Annotated in this window: 17 protein-coding genes, 1 tRNA gene and 2 pseudogenes; 11 read left to right on the top strand and 9 right to left on the bottom strand. The window is 69.2% G+C overall.

The genetic code is table 11. The annotated features are described in order from the left end of the window. Positions 1-9: 9 nt before the first annotated feature. Positions 10-2,742, bottom strand: coding sequence for a pyruvate dehydrogenase (acetyl-transferring), homodimeric type (aceE, locus tag ACFVT1_RS19035; protein ID WP_389796648.1), 2,733 nt, complete (start codon positions 2,740-2,742; stop codon positions 10-12). Between the two features lie 470 nt (positions 2,743-3,212). Here aceE and ACFVT1_RS19040 point away from each other — a divergent pair, with 470 nt between their 5' ends. From ACFVT1_RS19040 to ACFVT1_RS19065, 6 genes are all read left to right on the top strand, one after another. Next, positions 3,213-3,650 carry a DUF3052 domain-containing protein gene (locus ACFVT1_RS19040; protein WP_093895494.1) on the top strand — a complete coding sequence of 146 codons (438 nt, stop codon included), beginning with the start codon at positions 3,213-3,215 and terminating at the stop codon, positions 3,648-3,650. Positions 3,651-3,890: 240 nt separating this feature from the next. Continuing rightward, entirely contained in the window at positions 3,891-4,349 is a 459-nt protein-coding gene (locus ACFVT1_RS19045; RefSeq protein ID WP_362194470.1) for a peroxiredoxin, read from the top strand. 231 nt (positions 4,350-4,580) lie between these two features. Continuing rightward, positions 4,581-5,156, top strand: a complete 576-nt coding sequence (locus ACFVT1_RS19050) for a TerD family protein (protein WP_072483704.1) — start codon at positions 4,581-4,583, stop codon at positions 5,154-5,156. 185 nt (positions 5,157-5,341) lie between these two features. Next, positions 5,342-5,917 carry a TerD family protein gene (locus tag ACFVT1_RS19055; protein ID WP_384460342.1) on the top strand — a complete coding sequence of 192 codons (576 nt, stop codon included), beginning with the start codon at positions 5,342-5,344 and terminating at the stop codon, positions 5,915-5,917. Between the two features lie 71 nt (positions 5,918-5,988). Beyond that, entirely contained in the window at positions 5,989-7,134 is a 1,146-nt protein-coding gene (locus ACFVT1_RS19060; protein ID WP_389796650.1) for a DUF475 domain-containing protein, read from the top strand. A gap of 177 nt (positions 7,135-7,311) precedes the next feature. Next, positions 7,312-8,046: a Tellurium resistance gene (locus ACFVT1_RS19065; protein ID WP_389796652.1), complete on the top strand. Its 735-nt coding sequence runs from the start codon at positions 7,312-7,314 to the stop codon at positions 8,044-8,046. 163 nt (positions 8,047-8,209) lie between these two features. Here ACFVT1_RS19065 and ACFVT1_RS19070 read toward each other — a convergent pair whose 3' ends face one another. Beyond that, entirely contained in the window at positions 8,210-9,109 is a 900-nt protein-coding gene (locus ACFVT1_RS19070) for a TerD family protein (protein ID WP_389796654.1), read from the bottom strand. A 220-nt stretch (positions 9,110-9,329) separates the two neighbouring features. Here ACFVT1_RS19070 and ACFVT1_RS19075 point away from each other — a divergent pair, with 220 nt between their 5' ends. The 4 genes and pseudogenes from ACFVT1_RS19075 to ACFVT1_RS19090 form a co-directional block, all read left to right on the top strand. Further along, complete coding sequence (locus tag ACFVT1_RS19075) at positions 9,330-10,493, top strand: HpcH/HpaI aldolase/citrate lyase family protein (RefSeq protein ID WP_389796657.1); 1,164 nt, start codon at positions 9,330-9,332, stop codon at positions 10,491-10,493. A 118-nt stretch (positions 10,494-10,611) separates the two neighbouring features. After that, positions 10,612-13,347 carry a phosphoribosyltransferase gene (locus ACFVT1_RS19080; RefSeq protein ID WP_389796659.1) on the top strand — a complete coding sequence of 912 codons (2,736 nt, stop codon included), beginning with the start codon at positions 10,612-10,614 and terminating at the stop codon, positions 13,345-13,347. 74 nt (positions 13,348-13,421) lie between these two features. Then, the gene (locus tag ACFVT1_RS19085) at positions 13,422-14,306 is read left to right on the top strand and encodes an HAD family hydrolase (protein ID WP_389796965.1); all 885 of its coding nucleotides are present in this window, start codon (positions 13,422-13,424) and stop codon (positions 14,304-14,306) included. Beyond that, positions 14,300-14,494 (top strand): annotated as a pseudogene (locus ACFVT1_RS19090) (O-methyltransferase); the annotation flags it as partial. The gene ACFVT1_RS19085 and the pseudogene ACFVT1_RS19090, both read left to right, overlap by 7 nt. Before the next feature lie 35 nt (positions 14,495-14,529). Here ACFVT1_RS19090 and ACFVT1_RS19095 read toward each other — a convergent pair. From ACFVT1_RS19095 to ACFVT1_RS19110, 4 genes are all read right to left on the bottom strand, one after another. After that, entirely contained in the window at positions 14,530-14,754 is a 225-nt protein-coding gene (locus ACFVT1_RS19095) for a zinc ribbon domain-containing protein (RefSeq protein ID WP_389796660.1), read from the bottom strand. 183 nt (positions 14,755-14,937) lie between these two features. Next, positions 14,938-15,534 (bottom strand): DUF4383 domain-containing protein, encoded by a 597-nt coding sequence (locus ACFVT1_RS19100; RefSeq protein ID WP_389796661.1) that lies wholly within the window; start codon positions 15,532-15,534, stop codon positions 14,938-14,940. 226 nt (positions 15,535-15,760) lie between these two features. Continuing rightward, positions 15,761-17,173, bottom strand: coding sequence for a hypothetical protein (locus ACFVT1_RS19105; protein WP_389796663.1), 1,413 nt, complete (start codon positions 17,171-17,173; stop codon positions 15,761-15,763). A gap of 71 nt (positions 17,174-17,244) precedes the next feature. After that, complete coding sequence (locus ACFVT1_RS19110; RefSeq protein WP_389796665.1) at positions 17,245-18,009, bottom strand: DUF4097 family beta strand repeat-containing protein; 765 nt, start codon at positions 18,007-18,009, stop codon at positions 17,245-17,247. Positions 18,010-18,340: 331 nt separating this feature from the next. Between ACFVT1_RS19110 and ACFVT1_RS19115 the strand changes: the two genes are divergently transcribed. Next, positions 18,341-18,415, top strand: a tRNA-Val gene (locus ACFVT1_RS19115). Positions 18,416-18,483: 68 nt separating this feature from the next. Here ACFVT1_RS19115 and ACFVT1_RS19120 read toward each other — a convergent pair. The 3 genes and pseudogenes from ACFVT1_RS19120 to ACFVT1_RS19130 form a co-directional block, all read right to left on the bottom strand. Beyond that, positions 18,484-19,641 carry a tyrosine-type recombinase/integrase gene (locus tag ACFVT1_RS19120; protein ID WP_389796667.1) on the bottom strand — a complete coding sequence of 386 codons (1,158 nt, stop codon included), beginning with the start codon at positions 19,639-19,641 and terminating at the stop codon, positions 18,484-18,486. After that, the gene (locus ACFVT1_RS19125; protein WP_389796669.1) at positions 19,641-19,829 is read right to left on the bottom strand and encodes a helix-turn-helix domain-containing protein; all 189 of its coding nucleotides are present in this window, start codon (positions 19,827-19,829) and stop codon (positions 19,641-19,643) included. The genes ACFVT1_RS19120 and ACFVT1_RS19125 overlap by 1 nt, the downstream gene beginning before the upstream one ends. Then, positions 19,826-20,500, bottom strand: a pseudogene (locus ACFVT1_RS19130) (replication initiator); the annotation flags it as partial. The gene ACFVT1_RS19125 and the pseudogene ACFVT1_RS19130, both read right to left, overlap by 4 nt. Positions 20,501-20,545: the final 45 nt, after the last annotated feature.

Consider the following 20,545-nt stretch of genomic DNA (forward strand, 5'->3'; position numbering starts at 1 on the left):
GCGTCGCCCCTACGCCTCGCCGCCGGCCGCGCCCGGGTCGGCCGCGGTCACATCCAGCAGCTCGTACCGGTCGATCGCCGTCTTCAGCAGCGAACGGTCGACCCGGCCCTGCTTCGCGAGCTCGGTGAGCACCGCGAGGACGATCGACTGCGCGTCGATGTGGAAGAACCGGCGGGCCGCACCGCGGGTGTCGGCGAAACCGAAGCCGTCCGCGCCCAGCGACTGGTACGAGCCGGGCACCCAGCGCGCGATCTGGTCCGGCACGGAACGCATCCAGTCCGAGACCGCCACGAACGGGCCCTCGGAGCCGGAGAGCTTCCGCGTGACGTACGGGACGCGCTGCTCCTCCTCCGGGTGCAGGAGGTTGTACCGCTCCACGTCCACGGCCTCGCGGCGCAGCTCGTTCCAGGAGGTCGCCGACCAGACGTCCGCCCGGACGTTCCACTCGTCGGCGAGGATCCGCTGCGCCTCGACCGCCCACGGAACCGCCACACCGGACGCCATGATCTGGGCCGGGATCTCGCCCCGCTCGGCGCTCTTGTAGCGGTACACGCCCTTGAGGATGCCTTCGACATCCACGTTCTCGGGCTCGGCCGGGTGCTGGATCGGCTCGTTGTAGACGGTGAGGTAGTAGAAGACGTCCTCGCTGTCCTCGCCGTACATCCTGCGCAGACCGTCCTTGACGATGTGCGCGATCTCATAGCTGAACGCCGGGTCGTACGCGACACAGCCCGGGTTGGTCGAGGCGAGCAGCTGCGAGTGGCCGTCGGCGTGCTGGAGACCCTCACCGGTCAGCGTCGTACGACCCGCGGTCGCACCCAGCACGAAGCCGCGCGCGAGCTGGTCGGCCATCTGCCAGAACTGGTCGCCGGTGCGCTGGAAACCGAACATCGAGTAGAAGACGTACACCGGGATCAGCGGCTCGCCGTGCGTGGCGTACGCCGAGCCGGCGGCGATCAGCGACGCCGTGCAGCCGGCCTCCGAGATGCCGTCGTGCAGCATCTGACCGGTCGGCGACTCCTTGTACGCCAGCAGCAGATCGCGGTCCACCGCTTCGTACTGCTGACCGAGCGGGTTGTAGATCTTCGCGCTCGGGAAGAAGGCGTCCATGCCGAAGGTGCGGTACTCGTCGGGCGCGATCAGCACGAAGCGCTTGCCGATCTCCTTGTCCCGCATGAGGTCCTTCAGGATGCGGACGAACGCCATGGTCGTGGCGATCGACTGCTGACCCGAACCCTTCTTCGCGATCGCGTACGTCTTGTCCTCGGGGAGGACCAAGGGCTTCGCGCGCACCACACGGGTCGGGACGTAACCGCCCAGACTCTTGCGGCGGTCGTGCATGTACTGGATTTCCTCCGAGTCGCGGCCCGGGTGGTAGTAGGGCGGGTAGCCCTCGTCCAGCTGCTTGTCGGTGATCGGGATGTGGAGCCGGTCGCGGAACCGCTTGAGGTCCTCGACTGTGAGCTTCTTCATCTGGTGGGTCGCGTTGCGGCCCTCGAAGTTCGGCCCCAGCGTCCAGCCCTTGACCGTCTGCGCCAGGATCACCGTCGGCTGGCCCTTGTGGGCCTTGGCCGCCGCGTAGGCCGCGTAGACCTTCTTGTGGTCGTGACCGCCGCGGCCCAGGTGCAGGATCTGGTCGTCGGTCATGTCCTTCACCATGTCGCGCAGCCGCGGGTCGTCCCCGAAGAAGTGCTCACGGATGTAGGCGCCGGACTCGGTGGCGTACGTCTGGAACTGGCCGTCCGGCGTGGTGTTCAGCCGGTTGACCAGGATGCCCGTGCGGTCCTGTGCGAGCAGCGGGTCCCACGACCGGTCCCAGACCAGCTTGATGACGTTCCATCCGGCGCCGCGGAACTGCGACTCCAGCTCCTGGATGATCTTGCCGTTGCCGCGCACCGGGCCGTCGAGGCGCTGCAGGTTGCAGTTGACCACGAAGGTCAGGTTGTCCAGGCCCTCGCGGGCGGCGATGGAGAGCTGGCCGAGCGACTCGGGCTCGTCCATCTCGCCGTCGCCCAGGTACGCCCACACATGCGACCGGGAGGTGTCGGCGATGCCGCGCGCCTCCATGTAGCGGTTCATCCGGGCCTGGTAGATCGCGCCGAGCGGGCCGAGGCCCATCGAGACGGTCGGGAACTCCCAGAAATCCGGCATCAGCCGCGGGTGCGGATAGCTGGACAGGCCGTTGGGCGCCTTCGACTTCTCCTGGCGGAAGGCGTCGAGCTGTGCCTCGCTCAGCCGGTCGAGCAGGAAGGCGCGGGCGTAGATGCCGGGGGACGCGTGGCCCTGGAAGAAGATCTGGTCGCCGCCCAGGCCGTCGTCCTTGCCCCGGAAGAAGTGGTTGAAGCCCACGTCGTACAGCGAGGCAGAGGAGGCGAAGGTGGCGATGTGGCCGCCGACCCCGATTCCCGGACGCTGGGCGCGCGACACCATCACGGCCGCGTTCCAGCGGGTCGCGTTGAGGACCTTGCGCTCGATCTCCTCGTCGCCGGGGAAGAACGGCTCGTCCTTCGTGGCGATCGTGTTCACGTAGTCCGTACTGCGCATCTCCGGCACGGCGACGCGCTTCTCGCGCGCACGTTCGATGAGCCGGAGCATCAGGTAACGGGCCCGCTCACGGCCTCGCTCGTCGACGGCGGCGTCGAGCGAGTCGAGCCATTCCTGGGTCTCTTCGGGATCGAAGTCCGGGACCTGGCTCGGCAGGCCGCCAATGATGATCGGGTTGCGATCGGATCCGGAAGCCACGCTGTTCCTTCGCTGTTCGGTGCTGCTCTACGGGGCCTGGTTACCGGAGGACATGCCCCCGGGACGTATACATGTACGCCATCACCATCGTGTACCGCGGAGGCGTAAACGTCATCTCTACCGAGGGGTAACGGCCGTGTTGTGAGACATCGCGTACGCGGCGCGGGGATGGGCTGGTCCAAACCGCAACCTTACGCCCAACCCGTCCAACCGTTCCCAAAGGATGTTCGACTCCGAATGGCGGATCGAAACGGCATAAGCTGTGGAAGGACGTAAAGGGTGCGGAAGGTGGCGCAGGCCCCCGCGGGGGGACCGCCGACAGTGCGGCGACGTGGCAGGGAACGTCACCGTTTAGGCGGTCTCGCACGCTGGGTACTTGCGCGATCCGCCGCTCCCGTGTGGACTACGGCCAACGCCCCGCGCACGCGCGTGGCTGAAGCATTTTCCGAAACATGATCAGGAGGCAACCCGTGAGCGCGACCGCGGACCACGCGGAGGAGCGGACCAACCCGGCAGCACGCCTGGGGTTCGAGCCCGGACAGGTGGTCCAGGAGATCGGCTACGACGACGACGTCGAGCAGGAGCTCCGTGAGGGCATTGAGGCCACAATCGGCCAGGATCTCGTCGATGAGGACTACGACGACGTCGCAGACGTCGTCCTGCTGTGGTTCCGCGACGAGGACGGCGACCTTACGGACGCGCTGGTGGATGCCATTGGTCTGATCGAGGACGGCGGCGCGGTCTGGCTGATGACGCCGAAGACCGGCCGTGACGGATACGTCGAACCGAGCGACATCAACGAGGCTGCACAGACCGCCGGTCTCTCCCAGACCAAGAGCATCAATGCGGGCAAGGACTGGACGGGCAGCCGTCTGGTCACGCCGAAGGCGGCCAAAGCCAAGCGCTGAGCCGCGTTCGCCACGCACTCGCCCCGAAGACCCCCGACGGCATGAACCGCCGGGGGTCTTCTTCTTACTGCGATTTCTTGCGGCGGCTTCTCGCGGCGGCCGGATCCGTGCCCGCCGTCGGGGGCCGGTCCCGGTCGCGGGATGCCCGCGCGGGCGCCGCGCGGCCTCCCGCGGGCCCTGCGTAGGGTGGGGGCCACCCGGACAGCCCAGCCCGGTGGACGTAGCGAAGGGACGCGTTTCATGGCGATCGAGGTCGGCACCCAGGCCCCGGATTTCGAGCTGAAGGACAACCACGGCCGGACCGTGAGGCTCTCCGACTTCCGCGGCGAGAAGAATGTCGTACTGCTGTTCTACCCGTTCGCCTTCACCGGCGTGTGCACGGGTGAGCTCTGCGCGCTCCGTGACGAGCTGCCGAAGTTCGAGAACGACGACACGCAGCTGCTCGCCGTCTCCAACGACTCCATCCACACCCTGCGCGTCTTCGCCGAGCAGGAGGGCCTGGAGTACCCGCTGGTCTCGGACTTCTGGCCGCACGGCGAGACCTCGCGGGCCTATGGCGTCTTCGACGAGGAGAAGGGCTGCGCGGTGCGCGGCACCTTCATCATCGACAAGGAGGGCGTGGTGCGCTGGACCGTCGTCAACGGTCTGCCCGACGCACGTGACCTCAACGACTACATCAAGGCGCTCGACAGCCTCTGATCCGGGACCGCCGATCCAGGGCCGCTGATCCGGGACCGCCCGATCCAGGGCTGCCGATCCGGGACCGCCGATACGGCGTCGCCGACCCCGGCCGGCGGATCTGCGGGCTTCCCGGTCAAAAGCCTGCTTTGGTCGGGAACCGGTCACTAGGATCCAGTCGTTGATCGGATGCCAACGCAACGTGGAGGCGCCGGCGTCAGCCGGCCCCCAAGGAAACCAATGGGAGGACTCGTGGGAGTCAGCCTCAGCAAGGGCGGCAACGTCTCGCTGACCAAGGCCGCGCCCAACCTGACCGCGGTCATCGTCGGTCTGGGCTGGGATGCTCGTACCACCACCGGTGGTGACTTCGACCTCGACGCCAGCGCCCTGCTGACGAACGCCGAGGGCAAGGTCGGCAGCGACGGCAACTTCGTCTTTTTCAACAACCTCAAGAGCCCCGACGGTTCCGTGGAGCACACCGGTGACAACCTCACCGGTGAGGGCGAGGGCGACGACGAGGTCATCAAGGTGAACCTGGCCGGCGTTCCGGCCGATGTCGACAAGATCGTCTTCCCGGTCTCGATCTATGAGGCCGAGACCCGGCAGCAGAGCTTCGGCCAGGTGCGCAACGCGTACATCCGCGTGGTCAACCAGGCGGACAACAGCGAGCTGGCGCGTTACGACCTGAGCGAGGACGCCTCGACGGAGACCGCCATGGTCTTCGGCGAGCTGTACCGCAACGGGGCGGAGTGGAAGTTCCGCGCCATCGGCCAGGGCTACGCCTCGGGGCTGCGCGGCATCGCGCAGGACTTCGGCGTCAACGTCTAGAAGGGGCGACCGGGCCGGGCCGCCGAGGCTCCGCCAGGCCCTCGCCAGCATGTGTTCCGTCCGGCGCCGCACGATGTGCGGCGCCGGACGCGCTCAACAGCTCAACAGCTCAACAGCTCAAGAGCACGACAGCTCAAGAGCACGACAGCTCAAGACACGGTTCATCGACTCGGGGAGGACACACCATGGGCGTCACGCTCGCCAAGGGAGGCAACGTCTCCCTCTCCAAGGCCGCACCCAACCTCACCCAGGTGCTGGTCGGGCTCGGCTGGGACGCACGATCCACCACGGGCGCCGACTTCGACCTCGACGCCAGCGCTCTGCTGTGCCAGTCGGGCCGGGTGCTCGGCGACGAATGGTTCGTGTTCTACAACAACCTCAAGAGCCCCGACGGCTCCGTGGAGCACACCGGTGACAACCTCACGGGTGAGGGCGAGGGCGACGACGAGTCGGTCATCGTGAATCTCACCCAGGTGCCGGCGCACTGCGACAAGATCATTTTCCCGGTCTCGATCCATGAGGCGGACAACCGGGGGCAGACCTTCGGCCAGGTCAGCAATGCGTTCATTCGCGTGGTGAATCAGGCGGACGGTCAGGAACTCGCGCGTTACGACCTCACCGAGGACGCCTCGACGGAAACGGCGATGATCTTCGGCGAGCTCTATCGGTACAACGGCGAGTGGAAGTTCCGGGCAGTGGGACAGGGGTACGCGTCCGGGCTGCGCGGTATCGCTCTAGACTTCGGGGTCAACGTTTCGTAAAACCGCGCACGGCGCGGGGGAGCCCCGTACACACCCGGGGGAGACCCGTTACATACACGATGGGGTAGCCAGTGCTTCTGAAAACCTTCGGCTGGTCGTTCGCGGTTACCGCGCTCGGCCTGGTCGCAGCGGTGATCTACGGGGGGTGGGAAGCCTTCGGAGTGGTTGCGATCCTTTCCGTCCTGGAGATCTCGCTGTCCTTCGACAACGCGGTGGTCAACGCCGGAATCCTGAAGAAGATGAATGCCTTCTGGCAGAAGATCTTCCTCACGGTCGGTGTGCTCATCGCGGTCTTCGGCATGCGGCTGGTGTTCCCCGTCGTGATCGTGGCCATCACCGCGAAGATGGGCCCGATCGAGGCGGTCGATCTCTCGTTCAGTCAGCCCGACCGCTATCAGGAACTGGTCACGGACGCCCACCCGGCGATTGCCGCGTTCGGTGGCATGTTCCTGCTGATGATCTTCCTTGACTTCATCTTCGAGGACCGGGACATCCAGTGGCTGCGCTGGATCGAGCGCCCGCTCGCCAAGCTCGGCAAGGTCGACATGCTGTCGGTCTGCATCGCCCTGATCGTGCTGCTGATCGCGGCCATGACCTTCGCGACGAGCGCGCACCAGCACGGCGGCGGCCACGCGGACAAGGCGGAGACCGTCCTGCTCGCCGGAGTCGCGGGTCTGATCACCTACCTCATCGTCGGCGGTCTCTCCGGCTTCTTCGAGAACAAGCTGGAGGAAGAGGAGGAGCGGGAGCACGAGGCCGAGGAGGAGGCCAGGAAGAGCGGCAAGAAGCTCTCCGCGGTCGCGCTCTCCGGCAAGGCTGCGTTCTTCATGTTCCTCTACCTGGAAGTGCTCGACGCGTCCTTCTCGTTCGACGGCGTCATCGGCGCCTTCGCCATCTCCAACGAGATCGTGCTGATGGCCCTCGGCCTCGGTATCGGCGCCATGTACGTCCGTTCGCTCACGGTGTACCTGGTCCGTCAGGGCACCCTCGACGACTACGTCTACCTGGAGCACGGCGCCCACTACGCCATCGGCGCACTGGCCGTCATCCTCCTCGTCACCATCCAGTACGAGATCAACGAACTCATCACCGGCCTCGTCGGCGTCGTGCTGATCGCCTGGTCCTTCTGGTCCTCGGTCCGGCGCAACAAGGCCCTGGAGGCCGCGGGCGGGGACAACGACGCGGGTTCCAAGGCAGAAGTCCCGTCCGGGGTGTGACCCGGTAGGGATTGAGGAACGCTCTCAGCGGGGCGGTCCGTACGGCGACGGTTCACCGGGAACACCCGGACCCGGCCCGGCGGCCGCCCCGCAGTGATGTGGACGCCCTGTGCGACGCACGGGGCGGCAGCAGGGCCGGAGCACTTGTGTTTCTACCGATACGTGTGGGGGTTGGGGATGGCGTTCTGGGACAGCCTGTGGACCCGGAGAGAGGCGTTCTTCGAGTCGGGCAACGCATCGACCGACTCCATCGTGCTCTCCAGACGGCACGCCACGGTCTCACTGACCAAACAGGGGGCGCTGACCGGCAATCTGCGGGTCAACCTCTCCTGGCGGATGCGGACGTCCGACATCGAGGGCAGGTCGCGGCAGAGCGGCCGGCTGCTGCGGCCCATGAAGTTCTTCAAGCCCGATGTGGTCCAGGCGCACACCCAGGGCATGGTCAATGTCGACCTGGACCTCGGCTGCATGTACGAGCTGACGGACGGCACCAAGGGCGTGGTCCAGCCGCTGGGCAACCTCCTGGGCGACCTGAACGCGCCGCCGTACATCCGGCTCAGCGGGGACGACCGCTTCGGGGCGCCGTCGGGCGAGACCGTCTACGTCAATCTCGACCAGCGCGACCAGATCAAGCGGCTGCTGTTCTTCGTCTACATCTACGACCAGACCCCGGCCTTCGACCGTACGCACGCCAAGGTGACGCTCTACCCGGGCAACGGCCCGCGGATCGAGATCGAACTCGACGAGCACGCCCCGGAGGCCCGCTCCTGCGCTGTGTTCACGGTGGAGAACATCAAGGACGAACTGATCGTGCGGCGCGAGGTGAAGTTCGTGTACGGGTTCCAGTCGGAGCTGGACCGGCTGTACGGCTGGGGCCTGCAGTGGGGGCGCGGCTACAAGACCAGGAGCTGAGGCCCTTCGGACCTGGGCCCTGAGCCGCGGCCTTCGGACCTGAGGCCCCGGAGCCGAGGTCCCGGGCTTGAGGCGCCGGAGCCGAGGTTCCGGAGCCGAGGTCCCGGCCTCGGGGTCCGGGGGAAGTATCCCCCGGCCTTGGGCCCGGGGGACGCCGGCCGCCTCAGGGCCGTACGAACTGCGGCCCCTGCGGGGGCAGCACGAAATTCGGGTCGGGGGCGGGCGCCGCGGCCGCGGCGGGCTGCGGATATCCGTAGGCGGGCCGGGCGGTGGCTGGCTGCGGATACCCGTACGCGGGCTGGGGAACGGCCTGGGGCGCCGGCTGGGCCACCGCGGGCTGCGGGTAGCCGTAGGCGGGCTGCTGGTGCTGCACCGTCACCTGCGAGTCCGGACCCGGTGCCGGTGCGGGCGGGAACGCGGGCGCGGGCGGCGGGAAGCCGGGGGCCGTCACGGGGACGGCGGCCGCCGCGGGCAGGGGAGCGCTCGCGGGCGATGGTGCCGGATCGGGCTCCGCCGCGGCCTCCGCCTCGTCGACCGAGATGCCGAAGGCGGTCGCCAGGCCCACCAGACCGGTCGGATAGCCCTGCCCCACGGCCCGGAATTTCCAGCCATCGCCGCGCCGGTAGAGCTCGCCGCAGATGATCGCCGTCTCCTCGCCGGTCTCCGGTCGCACGTCGAAGACGGCGAGCGGGTCCCCGTCCGCCGCCGCGTCGTACAGCAGGATGCGCAGATCGCGCACCTGAGCGAATGCGGCTCCGTCGGAGGACGCGGCGACGACCACCTGGTCGACCGAGGGGTCGAGCGCGTTGAGGTCGGCCTCGATGCTGTCCGTGAGCCCTTCGGGGACGCTGCGCTTCGGTAGCCGTCGTACCAGGCCGGAGGGGTGGCGGGGCTGGTTGTAGAAGACGAAGTCCTCGTCCGAGCGCACGCGGCCGTCGGCTCCGAGCAGCAGGGCCGAGGCGTCCACATCCGGAACCCCGGCGCCCGGGGTCCAGCGCAGCACGGCCCGTACGGCCAAGGCGTCCAGAGGGACGTTCGAGCCTTTCACCATCGCGTGCGTCATGCCGGTCATCCTGCCTGCTGGTTGCCCGCGCGGACAACGCGGGGGTCGCACCGGGTGTCTCGGCAGTGCGTCGGAAGCGCGTCGTCCGTGGTACGTCGACCCATCGGGAAATGGCCGAGTTACCCGGAATTCATGCACGTGGGGAACTGTCGACACCCGTCCGTACGTACTATTACCGGCCATACGTTGTCCGGTCGGTCCGGCAGTTCGGGGGAATCACATGCGTCATTTCGGGCATATTGCGCCCGCTGCGAGAGAGGGTCTGTTCTTCCAGGAGCCATGCGAATTCGGCGCGGACTCGTCGGCCCGCGTGCTTTCGGCCGCTCTGGGAGCGACCCTGTACAGCCCTGCCACCAGGCCGAGACTTGCTGACGATGTCATCAAGCAGGTCGGGCGCGGTGTTGTCTCGATGGTGCTGTGCCTGGAGGATTCGATCGACGACTCCGAGGTCGTCGGCGCCGAGGAGAACCTGGTCAGGCAGTTCGCCGAGCTCGACGCGCGTAGCGTGGACGTGCCGCTGCTCTTCGTCCGGGTCCGGGAACCGGGTCAGGTGGCCGACCTGGTGGAGCGGCTCGGCTCCGCGGTCCGGTTGTTGTCTGGTTTTGTACTTCCCAAGTTCACCGAAGAGCGCGGCGTGCCCTTCATGGAAGCGGTTGCCGGCGCCGAAAAGGCGTGTGGGCAGCGCCTGTTCGCGATGCCCGTTCTTGAATCGCCCGAGCTGCTCCATCTGGAAACCCGCGGCGAAGCGCTCCAGGGAATAGCCCGCACCGTCGACAAATACCGCGAGCGGGTGCTCGCGCTGCGACTCGGCGTCACCGACTTCTGCTCGGCGTACGGGCTCCGCAGGGCGCCCGACATGACGGCGTACGACGTACGGATCGTCGGTGATGTCATCGCCGACGTGGTCAATGTGCTGGGCCGCGCGGACGGCACGGGCTTCACGATCACCGGACCGGTGTGGGAGTACTTCCGGCGCCAGGAGCGCATGTTCAAACCGCAGCTGCGCCGCAGCCCCTTCCTGGAGGGCCGGGCCGAGGAGCTGCGCACGGCGCTGATCGAGCACGACCTGGACGGCCTGCTGCGCGAGATCGAGCTCGACCGCGCCAACGGGCTGCTCGGCAAGACCTGCATCCATCCGTCGCACGTCGCGCCCGTGCACGCGCTGTCCGTGGTCAGCCACGAGGAGTTCAGCGACGCGCAGGACATCGTGCGGCCGGAACGCGGCGGCGGTGGCGTCATGCGCTCCGCGTACACGAACAAGATGAACGAGGTGAAGCCGCACCGCGCCTGGGCCGAGCGGACCCTCCAGCGGGCCGAGGTCTTCGGCGTGGCGAGGGAGGACGTCGGCTTCGTGGAGCTGCTGGCCGCGGGCCTCGCGGAGTGAGCGGGGCGAGCGGGCTGCGTGGGGCGAGCGGGGCGAAGGGGCCTTGCGGGATGAACGGGCCCTGCGGGGTGAGCGTGGTCCGTGGATCGCGGGAGCCCCGCGGAACGAGCGTGTCTCGATGAGCGAGCGCGCGGCAAGGAAAGAGACGGCGAACGTGGTGTGGTCGGGCAGCTGGGTGGCGGAGCGACTGGGCGTCGAGCTCGTCGGTGACGGGAAGCCCGACGGCGACGGCGAGCTGAGAGAGCAGCTGGGCCTCGCCCTGCGCCGCAATCCCAAGCGGGCCCATCTGCTCGTGTCGAACGTGCTCGGCAAGCATGTGCCGCAGAAGCCCTCCGTGGTGTACGGCGTCGGATTCGAGCTCGGCCGGCGGGTGCACGCACTCCTCGGCGACGCCGAGGCGCGCCGGGCGGTCGTGCTCGGTTACGCGGAGACGGCCACCGGTCTCGGCCACGCGGTCGCCGACGGGCTCGGCGTGGCGCCCTACCTGCACTCGACCCGCCGCCCCGTCGAGGGTGTGGCGCGGGCAGGCGGCTTCGAGGAGTCGCATTCGCACGCCACCTCGCACCTGCTGCTCCCCGAGGACCCGAATCTGCTGGCGGGCGGGCACGGCCCGGCGGGCTCGGGCGCCGGCGTGCAGGCCGGCGTGGACGCGGAAACGGACGCCGGGAAGGGCGTGGACGCGGAAACGGACGCGGGGAGAGGCGCGGACGCGGACGCCCCGCTGGTGCTGGTGGACGACGAGTTCTCCACGGGCAACACGGTGCTCAACACCATCCGCGCGCTGCACGAGAGGTACCCGCGGAGCAGGTACGTCGTCGTCGCCCTGGTGGACATGCGGTCCGCGGCCGACCAGGGACGGCTGACCGAGTTCGCCGCGGAGATCGGCGCGCGCGTCGACCTGGTGGCGAGGAGCTCGGGCACGGTCGTCCTCCCGGAGGGCGTCCTGGCCAAGGGCCAGGCACTGGTCGCCGCGCAGGAGAGCGCCGCCTCGGAGAGGAGTCCGGAGAGGAGTCCGGAGAGGAGTCCGGAGAGGAGTCCGGAGAGGACGGGTTCCCCAGCTCCGGAAACGGCCGTAGAGCCTGTTCGCCGACCGTGCACCCGGGTGGACCTCCAGTGGCCCGCCGGTGTGCCCGACGGCGGACGGCACGGCTTCACCCCCGCTCACCGGGCCGCTCTGGAGCCGGCCCTCCCGGCCATGGCCGCCCGCCTTGCCGCGGCACTGGGCGACGCACGCCGCGTACTGATCCTCGGCTTCGAGGAGCTCATGTACGCCCCCCTCCGCCTGGGCACGGCCCTGGAGGGCCACCTCGACGCAGAGGTGCGCTACTCCACCACCACGCGTTCCCCCGTCCTGGCCGTGGACGACCCCGGCTACGCGATACGCAGCCGGCTCGTCTTCCCGGCCCACGACAACCCGGCCGACGGGCCCGGTGACCGGTACGCGTACAACGTCGCGGGCGCCGGTTTCGACGCCGTGGTCGTGGCCGTCGACTCCACCGCCGACACGCCCGAACTCCATGCTCCCGACGGCTTGCTGGCGCAGCTCGCCGCCCACACCGACCACGTCCTGCTGGTGGTCGTTCCCTCGTACGTTCCGTCGGAGGACCGGCCGGGTCTCCACCCGTACGTCTCGTCGGACGTCTCGTCGGACGTTCCGTCGGACGGGACGTTGAACCCCACTCCGAACGTCTCCGAACGGCAGGACCCCCCCATGCTGCCCGAGCCCCTCCGCGGCCCCGCCTTCTCCTCCTACGCACCGGACGACGTCGGCTGGCTGCTCCAGGACTTCTCGGACACCGAGCTGGAGGCGCCCACCGAAGAGCGCGAGGAGGCGATACAGAGCGGTGGCGCGCACTACGCCGAGTCGCTGCCCGTCGAGTACCAGCCGTCCGCCCAGTACCAGGAGCTCTTCAAGGCGGCCCTGGAGCTGTCGGCCGCCCGCGTCGCCCGTGCCGTCGGCACCGTCACCGAGACGGTCCTCGCCGAGCGGGGCCCCCGGCCCGTCCTGGTCTCGCTCGCCAGGGCCGGTACTCCGGTCGGTGTGCTCATGCGCCGCTGGGCCCGGCACCGGCACGGGGTCGATCTGCCGCACTACGCCGTCTCCATCGTGCGGGGGCGCGGCATCGACGCCACCGCGCTGCGCTGGCTGGCCGCCCACCACGACCCGGCGGACGTCGTCTTCGTCGACGGCTGGACGGGCAAGGGAGCGATCACCCGTGAACTCTCCGCGGCGCTCGCCGAGTTCGACGGCTTCAACCCGGAGATCGCGGTCCTGGCCGACCCGGGTGGCTGTGTCCGCACCCATGGCACCCGCGAGGACTTCCTCATTCCGTCCGCCTGTCTCAACTCGACCGTGTCCGGGCTGATTTCACGGACCGTCCTGCGCTCCGACCTGGTCGGCCCGGACGACTTCCACGGCGCGAAGTTCTACCGGGAGCTCGCGGACGCCGATGTGTCCGGCCACTTCCTCGACGCCGTCGCCGCCCATTTCGACGAGGTCGTCGACGCCGTGGACGCCGACGTCAAGGGGCTCCTCGCGGCCGACCGCGCACCCACCTGGGAAGGCTGGGCCGCGGTGGAACGCATCAGCGAGGAGTACGGCATCCACGATGTGAACCTGGTCAAGCCGGGCGTCGGTGAGACGACCCGCGTACTGCTGCGCCGCGTCCCGTGGAAGATCCTCGCCAAGCGCGGCGCGGGCGCGGACCTCGATCACATCCGTCTGCTGGCCGAGCAGCGGGGTGTACCGATCGAGGAGGTCGACGGACTCCCGTACACCTGCGTCGGGTTGATCCACCCGAAGTACACCAGGGGTGCGACAGGCGCGGACGGCAAGGCGGTGGAGTCGAAGTGACGACCCCGGCCGCCCCCTCCACTTCCGACCCCGCTACCTCTGCCGTCCCGGTCACCTCTGCTGTCCCGGCCACCGTGCCCTCCCCGGCCGTTTCTGCCACCTCTGCCGTCTCAGCCGCTCCTGTGACGCTGGTCGCCAGCGACCTCGACCGCACCCTGATCTATTCGGCGGCGGCGCTCCGGCTGTCCATGCCCGATGCCGAGGCGCCCCGGCTGCTCTGCGTAGAGGTGTACGACCACAAACCGCTCTCCTACCTGACCGAGACGGCCGCGACACTGCTCGACGAGCTCGGCCGCTCCACGGTCTTCGTCCCCACGACCACCCGCACCCGCGAGCAGTACGGCCGGATCCGTCTCCCCGGCCCCGCACCGCGGTTCGCGATCTGCGCCAACGGGGGACACCTCCTGGTCGACGGGGTGTCCGACCCCGACTGGCAGACACGGGTGGCCCGTCGGCTCGCCGACGAATGCGCCTCGCTCGCCGAGGTCCGCGCCCATCTCCTGGCCGCGGCCGACCCGGCCTGGCTGCTCAAGGAGCGGGTCGCCGAGGACCTCTTCGCCTACCTCGTCGTCGAACGCCCGCTGCTGCCGGAGGGCTGGGTCGACGAGCTGGGGGAGTGGGCGGAGACCCGCGGCTGGACGGTCTCCCTCCAGGGCCGCAAGATCTACGCCGTGCCGGGCCCGCTCACCAAGAGCGCCGCCATGGAGGAAGTCGCCCGGCGCACCGGCGCCACGCTCACTCTCGCCGCCGGCGACAGCCTCCTGGACGCCGATCTGCTCCTCGCCGCCGACCGCGCCTGGCGCCCCGCCCATGGCGAACTCGCCGACAACGGCTGGAGCGCCCCGCACGTCGACGTGACGGCCGAGTGCGGCGTGGCGGCGGGCGAGGAGATCCTTCGGTACTTCCTGCGGGCATCGGGTCAGGGGCAGGCACCCTCGTCCCGCAGGAGCAGCATGTGAGCCGGATGCGGCAGGGCGGTCTTGTCGTCACGGACAACGTGCTGTTCCACGGCTGCGTGACCGATCCGCAGGCGACCGGTGGAGCGGCGGCGATCAAGGAATTCAACGACCACGTTGCCGCCGATCCGCGCATGGACAGCGTGATGCTCACCGTGTCCGACGGGCTGACGTTCTCCCGCAAGCGATAGCGGCCGCGGGCCGGCGGCCCCGGCTGCCCGCTCCCTCAGCCGCAGCAGCCCCCACCGCAGCAGCCGCCCCCGCCCCCGCCTGCTGGCGGGGCGGCGGAGGCGGACTTGGCCGACGACCCGCCCACGGCAACGGTGGACAGCAGCTTCACGGTGTCGGCGTGTCCGGCGGGGCAGGAGGCCGGGTCCGAGGACTGGGCCATCGGGCGGCTGAGTTCGAACGTGTCTCCGCAGGAGCGGCAGCGGTACTCGTAACGAGGCATGGGCCCAGGCTAACCGGCGCGGACCCATGGAAGACAGGCTCGCCGGGCGGCGCCCGACGGGCTGCGGCCGACGGGCGCGGAGAAGCCGGGGTACGGGTCCAGGAGTCGCCTACGCGCCTACCCGCGCCCACGGGTTCGCGGGCTCATGAGCCAACGGGCCAGTGGGCCAGTGGGCCAGTGGGCTCACGATTCAGGGCGACGGACGACCGGCATCGCTTCGGGTGCGGTCCTCCGGACCGTCCGCAGCTCCCGTTCGGCCTCCTCGGGGTGGCGGGTGCGCCAGTACGGATTGTCGTGCGGGAGGCCGCCGCTGACCCGCCCGTACATCCCGAAGACCATCAGCATCAGACCGACCACAAAGCTGAACAGCACGTTCTGGAGGTGGAAGGCGAGGAAGTTGTAGTCGGTTCCGAGCAGTGCGAGATTGATGAAGCCGCTGAGGATGAAGGCGATGCCCAGAATCATGTTGAGCGTCGAGGCGAAGTTGCCGCCGATCACCATCCCGATGAACAGCAACAGGCCGACACAGATGGACAGGACGCTGAGGGCGCCATTGGTGTTCAGGCCCGCGACGGTGGCTCCGCCGGTGCTGAAGAAGCCGATCTCGTCGATCAGCCCCAGGATTCCGAAGGCGAGCAGCACCAGTCCCATCAGCCCCGCCCCGACCCGGTAGACACGGTTGAGCCGGTGATCGACCGGCAGGTGCTTGTCGAGCTGCTCGACCCTGCGACGGCGACGCGGGGCGTGCCGTCCGGTGGCGTGCAGTACATGGGTGGCCATGTCGGTCTCCTTCGGGCGTACTACCAGGATCCGCCCACGGCCCTGCTGCCGCACATCAGGAAACCAGAGGCCCGAGCCCCGCACACGGCCTCGCTCCCGGGCCTCGTTCCCGGCCCGTTCCCGCCCCTGCGCCGTTCGTGCAGAGCCGTGTAGGGGAGCCCGTGCACGAGAAGCCCGTCCACGAGTAGCCCGCGTACGCGAGTCCGCGTACACGAGCCCGTACAGATCAGGCGCCCGCCCCGCGCTCCTCACGGATCTCGGAGACCACCCGCGCGGCCGTCTGCCGTACCGCTTCGGTCTCGGTCAGAAAGTGCCAGTAGTCCGGATGGCGCTCCTCCAGTCCGGCTACGGCGCGGTCCAGCCGGGCCACGGCGTCGTCCAGCGGGCGGGCGTGGCGCGGTTCGGGAGTGTTGCGCCCGGCCATGGCCAGACGCTGGGCGTCCCGGATCGCGAACCGGGTCCGCTGGATCTCCTGCTGCGGGTCCTTGGCCACGTCGTTCAGCCGGTGGAGCCGGTCGCCCGCGGCGGACACCGCCTCGTCCGTGGCGTTCAGCAGGGCACGTACCGTGCTCAGCCGGGAGGTCGCGTCGGCCCACCGCTGCTCGTCCCGCGCCGTGGCGGCTTCCTTCAGCTTCTCCTCGGCCTGCCGCACATTGGCCGCGGCCTGCTCCGGTACGGGCTGGAGGTCCTGCCAGCAGGCGGCCGAGAAACGCCGCCGCAGCTCGCTCAGCACCGGCTCCACCGAGCCCGCCCGGGTCGTCAGAGCCTGGGCGCGGGTACGCAACGACACCAGCCGGTGGTCGATCTCGGCCGCACGCTCGGGCAGCCGGGCCGCCTCGGCCCGTACCGCCTCGGCATCGCGCAGCACCCGATCGGCACGCTGCAAGGTCTCCGGGACGCCGTGCCGGCCGGCGCCCTGGTTGAGCTTGGTCAGCTCGGGGGCGAGGGCCGCCAGACGGGCGGCGAGATCGTCCGCCCGCAGTCCGGACGCCCGCACCGCGTCGAGAGCGTTGCTCGCACCGAGGAGCGCCTGCCGGGCCCGCTCCACGGCGGGTGCGAGCCGGGCGAGCTGCGTCTCCGCGTTGCCCAGCAACGGCCCGAGCCCCTGCGCGAACCGGTCCAGCTCGCCCTTGACCCGTACCAGCTCGTCCTTGGCGGCGGTCAGCTCGGTCGTGGCACTGGCCGCGACGGCCTGCTCCAGATCGTCCCGGTCGAGGTCGTGCGCGTCGACCGCGGTGATGTACGTATGACTGGCCTCGTCGATCCGCCGGCCGAGAGCGGCGAAGTCGTCCACCGCCCTGCGCGCCCCGGGAGAGCTGTCCACCGCGGTGATCGTCTCGATCGAGATCCGCAAGTCGCGCTGGGCGGTGTCGAGCTCGTAGAAGGCGGCAGCGGCGGCGTCCTTCGCAGCCTGGGCGTCCGCCCGCTGGCTCTCCCCGCGCCCGCCGAACCAGCGTCGCGTACCGCCCCCGGCGAATGTGGCCGGCAACGCGGCGGCGATCAGCGGCACAGGCAGCAGCATCAGTACGAGGACATCCGCGAATCCCCTGACACCCCTGGCGCCCTTGACACTCCTGGCGCCCCTGACGGCGGAACCCCCACCCGCTCGCGCCCGCGGCCGCCCGTGTGTCGCCGTCACATCCCTCTCCCGTGCCGTTTCGCCCTGCCCGGTACATTCTCCCACCAGGTAAGGACGAACACACGGGCCGGTTAGTTCACGCTTCGGACGGTGACTTGGCCGTTGTTGCTCCGGGCCTTCACCACATGGCCGCTGTTCTCGCTGCGCGGCGCGTCCACCGAGACACGTCCGTTCTCCGCGACGGCGTCCACCGCGTACCTCACGGAGCCGGCCGGCAGATCGATGGTGATCCCTCCGTTGTCGCTCACGGTGTCCACGAGATCCGGCGCGGAGGCGAACCCCAGCTGGATCCTGCCGTTGTCGGACCGCGCCGATACGGACTTGGCCGAGACCCCTTCGGTGACGATGCCACCGTTGTCGCTGTCCAGCTTGAGCGGCCCACTGGAATCCCGGACGGTCACCTTGCCGTTGTCGGCGTGCAGGGTGAGGGGGGTGTCGAAGCCGGACGCGACGACCTTCCCGTTGTCCCCCTCGACGACCACCGCCACCCCGCGCGGCACCTTCACCTGGTGCTGCGAGGCACAGTTGCTGATCAACGCACTGCACTTCACCTGAAGCATGAGCGTGTCGTCCTGCATCTTCCACTGGGGATCGGGCCCGTTCCCGAGAACCACCCAACCGTCGACCCGACGGGTTACCTCGACCTTCTGCACATCGGCCGGTACGAGCTCCAGGGACGAATTTCCGGAGTGGATGGTCAGCGTCTTCCCACCGAGCGCGAACGACTTGTGTTCGGCGGGCGCGTCGCCCGGATTCGCACTGCCGCATCCGGTGAGGCCGAAACCGAGGAGCACGACCCCGGCTGATGCGATGAGAGTGCGGGTACGGAGTGCCACGATGAACTGTCCCCCAGGTTGTACGGCGGGTGATCCCCGACGCTGTGGGCTCCACCGTACGTAGGCCGGCCCTCCCGGCAGAATCCGGACGGCTACCGTATGAGGGGTGGGGATATCCCCCGGACGAGACCGAGGCCGAGACCGGCACCGGCACCGAGACCGGCACCGAGACCGGCACCGAGACCGGCACCGGCACCGAGACCGGCACCGAGACCGGCACTGAGACCGTGCTGCTGCGGCCCCGGCGGCCGGGTTTCCCGTCGGTCCCTGCCGTTCCGGCAACCGTTTGTGACCGTGGGCCGTAGTCCATGTACGCTGTTGCCTCATCCACGGGTGCGTAGCTCAGGGGTAGAGCGCTGCTCTTACAAAGCAGATGTCGGCGGTTCGAAACCGTCCGCGCCCACCAGTGCGAAGGCCCCCAACCGATCATGGTTGGGGGCCTTTGACATCTACTTCTGACATCAACGGGTGCGGTCAGCCACGGTCGGGACGCTGCCGCTTCAGCATGCGGTCCAGGTGGCTCACGGCCTCGCGCTGGGTGTCCTGGACGACGTGAGCGTAGATGTTCATCGTGACGGCGATCTGGCTGTGCCCGAGGATCTCCATCACGACGCGGGGAGCGACGCCGGCGGCGGTCAGCAGGGTCGCGCAGCCGTGGCGGGCATCGTGCAGCCGGATCACGCGGAGTCCGGCGGTGCCGGCGACCCGGGTGAACGAGCGGTACAGGTTGCGCGGCTCGATCGGCCGGCCGGTGCGGGTGGTGAAGACGTAGCCGGTTTCCTCCCACTGATCACCGGCAGCCTCACGTAGGGCCGCCTGCCGCAGCCGTTCCCAGCGGAGCGGAGCGACACAGAGAGCGGGCAGGGGAAGCGTCTGCTTCCTGCGGCGCCCCTTGGGATCGTCCTCGTACGCCTCACCGCGGACACGCTGCCGCTGGGTGCGAACCCGGATCTCCCGCTTGTCGAGGTCCACGTTCTCCCACCGCAAGCCGACGATTTCCTCGCGACGGAAGCCGAGCGCGATGGCGAGGACGAAGGCCGCGTAGAGCGGGTCCCTTCGTGCGGCCGTGAGGAAGGTCAGCGTTTCGTCGAGCGACCAGGGCGACAGATCCCGCGCCGCGGCTGAGGGCGGTTCCACGAGGGTGGCCACGTTCCGCATGACGAGCTCTTCCCGGCAGGCAGCAGTCAGAGCGGTGCGCAAGACGCGGTGCGATTCTTTGGCGGTTGCTGCGGTGGTCTGCTGCTCCAGGCGGACGAGGAAGCGTCGGACGTCGGCAACGCCCAGCGATTCGAGGCGCTTGGACCCGAGCATGGGCACGAGGTAGAGCCGGATGTGCGTCTCGTACTTCGCGTACGTCGTGCGCTTGCGGCGCGGCTTGATGATGTTGTCCAGCCAGTACGGCAGCCACTCGGAGAGCTTCGCCGACCGTGTGGGCACCGGCACGCCCTGGTCCACCTTGGCGAGCAGCTCACGGCGCTTGGCGTCGCACTCGGCCCAGGTCTTGCCGTAGGCGAACTTCCGGGCACGGGTGCCGTCCGGCTGGAGGACGTAGACGGCGGCCTGGTAGCGCCCATCCTTGCGCTTGGTGATGGTGCCGGCGCCGTTGGGGTTGCGCTTGCGCTGGGGGGCCATCAGGCGGCCTCCTCGATCTGGTCGACGATGAAGTCCCGTACGGCGTCAGCGGGGATGCGTCGGGACCGACCGATGGTGATCGAGGTCAGCCGACGCGAGCGGATCAGGTCGTAGATCGTGGAACGTTCGAGCTTGAGCCGCGTCATGACCTCCGGCACGGTGAGGAGTTCGGCGGTGGCGGTAGTCATGCTGCGGCTCCTTCCAGAGCGAGCTGGTCTTGCAGTTCGGCGAGGTGTTCGCGGGCGGTGTCGCGGTTGTGTTGGATGTCGCGGTGGATGTTGGCGGCGAGCCAGGATTCGCCGGGGGTGTGGCCGTGGCCGGCGTAGATCCAGTGGGCGAGGGTGAGGGTGGTGGCTTCGGGGTGGTCGTCGGGGTCGGGCAGGCCGAGGGCTTCGCGTTGTTGCTGGGCGCGGTAGTCGGCGCGGACCTGGCGGAGGGCGCCGAGGGTGATGGAGTAGCGGCGGGATTTGGTGGAGAAGTGGCCGCGGAAGCCGAGCATGTGGGCCCAGTCGCGGAGCTTGCCCAGGCGCGCTTCGATCAGCCGCCAGCGGTGGTCCGGGACGTTGAGGAGGATGAGGGCTTCTTTGTTGCCGGTGCGGTGGTCGACGGTGCCGGTGGTCTCGGCTGCTTTGGTGACGTATTTGGCGACGTAGGAGGCCACGGCTTGTTCGGTGAGGTCTTCACCATTGCCGAAGGCACTGATGGGCTGGACGTCGAGTTGTGTGCCCCAGTGCAGTACCCAGCCGGTGGGAAGCCGGCTCCCTCGTTCGCGGGGATGAGAGTTCGACGCGGGTGGCGGCGGCGCGGATGGCGTCTTCGAGGAGGGTGGGGTTGGTGAGTCGGGTCCGTCGAAGCGGATGGGCGGGATGCCGTTCGCGAGTGCTGGCCGGAGCGTGGCGAGCGC

Source organism: Streptomyces sp. NPDC057963 (assembly GCF_042887155.1).
Lineage (GTDB): Bacteria > Actinomycetota > Actinomycetes > Streptomycetales > Streptomycetaceae > Streptomyces.

Coding starts and splice junctions, on each gene's coding strand:
- ACFVT1_RS19065 (WP_389796652.1), top strand. CDS start 7,312: ATGGCGTTCTGGGACAGCCTGTGGACCCGGAGAGAGGCGTTCTTCGAG.
- ACFVT1_RS19055 (WP_384460342.1), top strand. CDS start 5,342: ATGGGCGTCACGCTCGCCAAGGGAGGCAACGTCTCCCTCTCCAAGGCC.
- ACFVT1_RS19100 (WP_389796661.1), bottom strand. CDS start 15,534: ATGGCCACCCATGTACTGCACGCCACCGGACGGCACGCCCCGCGTCGC.
- ACFVT1_RS19095 (WP_389796660.1), bottom strand. CDS start 14,754: ATGCCTCGTTACGAGTACCGCTGCCGCTCCTGCGGAGACACGTTCGAA.
- ACFVT1_RS19120 (WP_389796667.1), bottom strand. CDS start 19,641: ATGGCCCCCCAGCGCAAGCGCAACCCCAACGGCGCCGGCACCATCACC.
- ACFVT1_RS19075 (WP_389796657.1), top strand. CDS start 9,330: ATGCGTCATTTCGGGCATATTGCGCCCGCTGCGAGAGAGGGTCTGTTC.
- ACFVT1_RS19125 (WP_389796669.1), bottom strand. CDS start 19,829: ATGACTACCGCCACCGCCGAACTCCTCACCGTGCCGGAGGTCATGACG.
- ACFVT1_RS19070 (WP_389796654.1), bottom strand. CDS start 9,109: ATGACGCACGCGATGGTGAAAGGCTCGAACGTCCCTCTGGACGCCTTG.
- ACFVT1_RS19080 (WP_389796659.1), top strand. CDS start 10,612: ATGAGCGAGCGCGCGGCAAGGAAAGAGACGGCGAACGTGGTGTGGTCG.
- ACFVT1_RS19045 (WP_362194470.1), top strand. CDS start 3,891: ATGGCGATCGAGGTCGGCACCCAGGCCCCGGATTTCGAGCTGAAGGAC.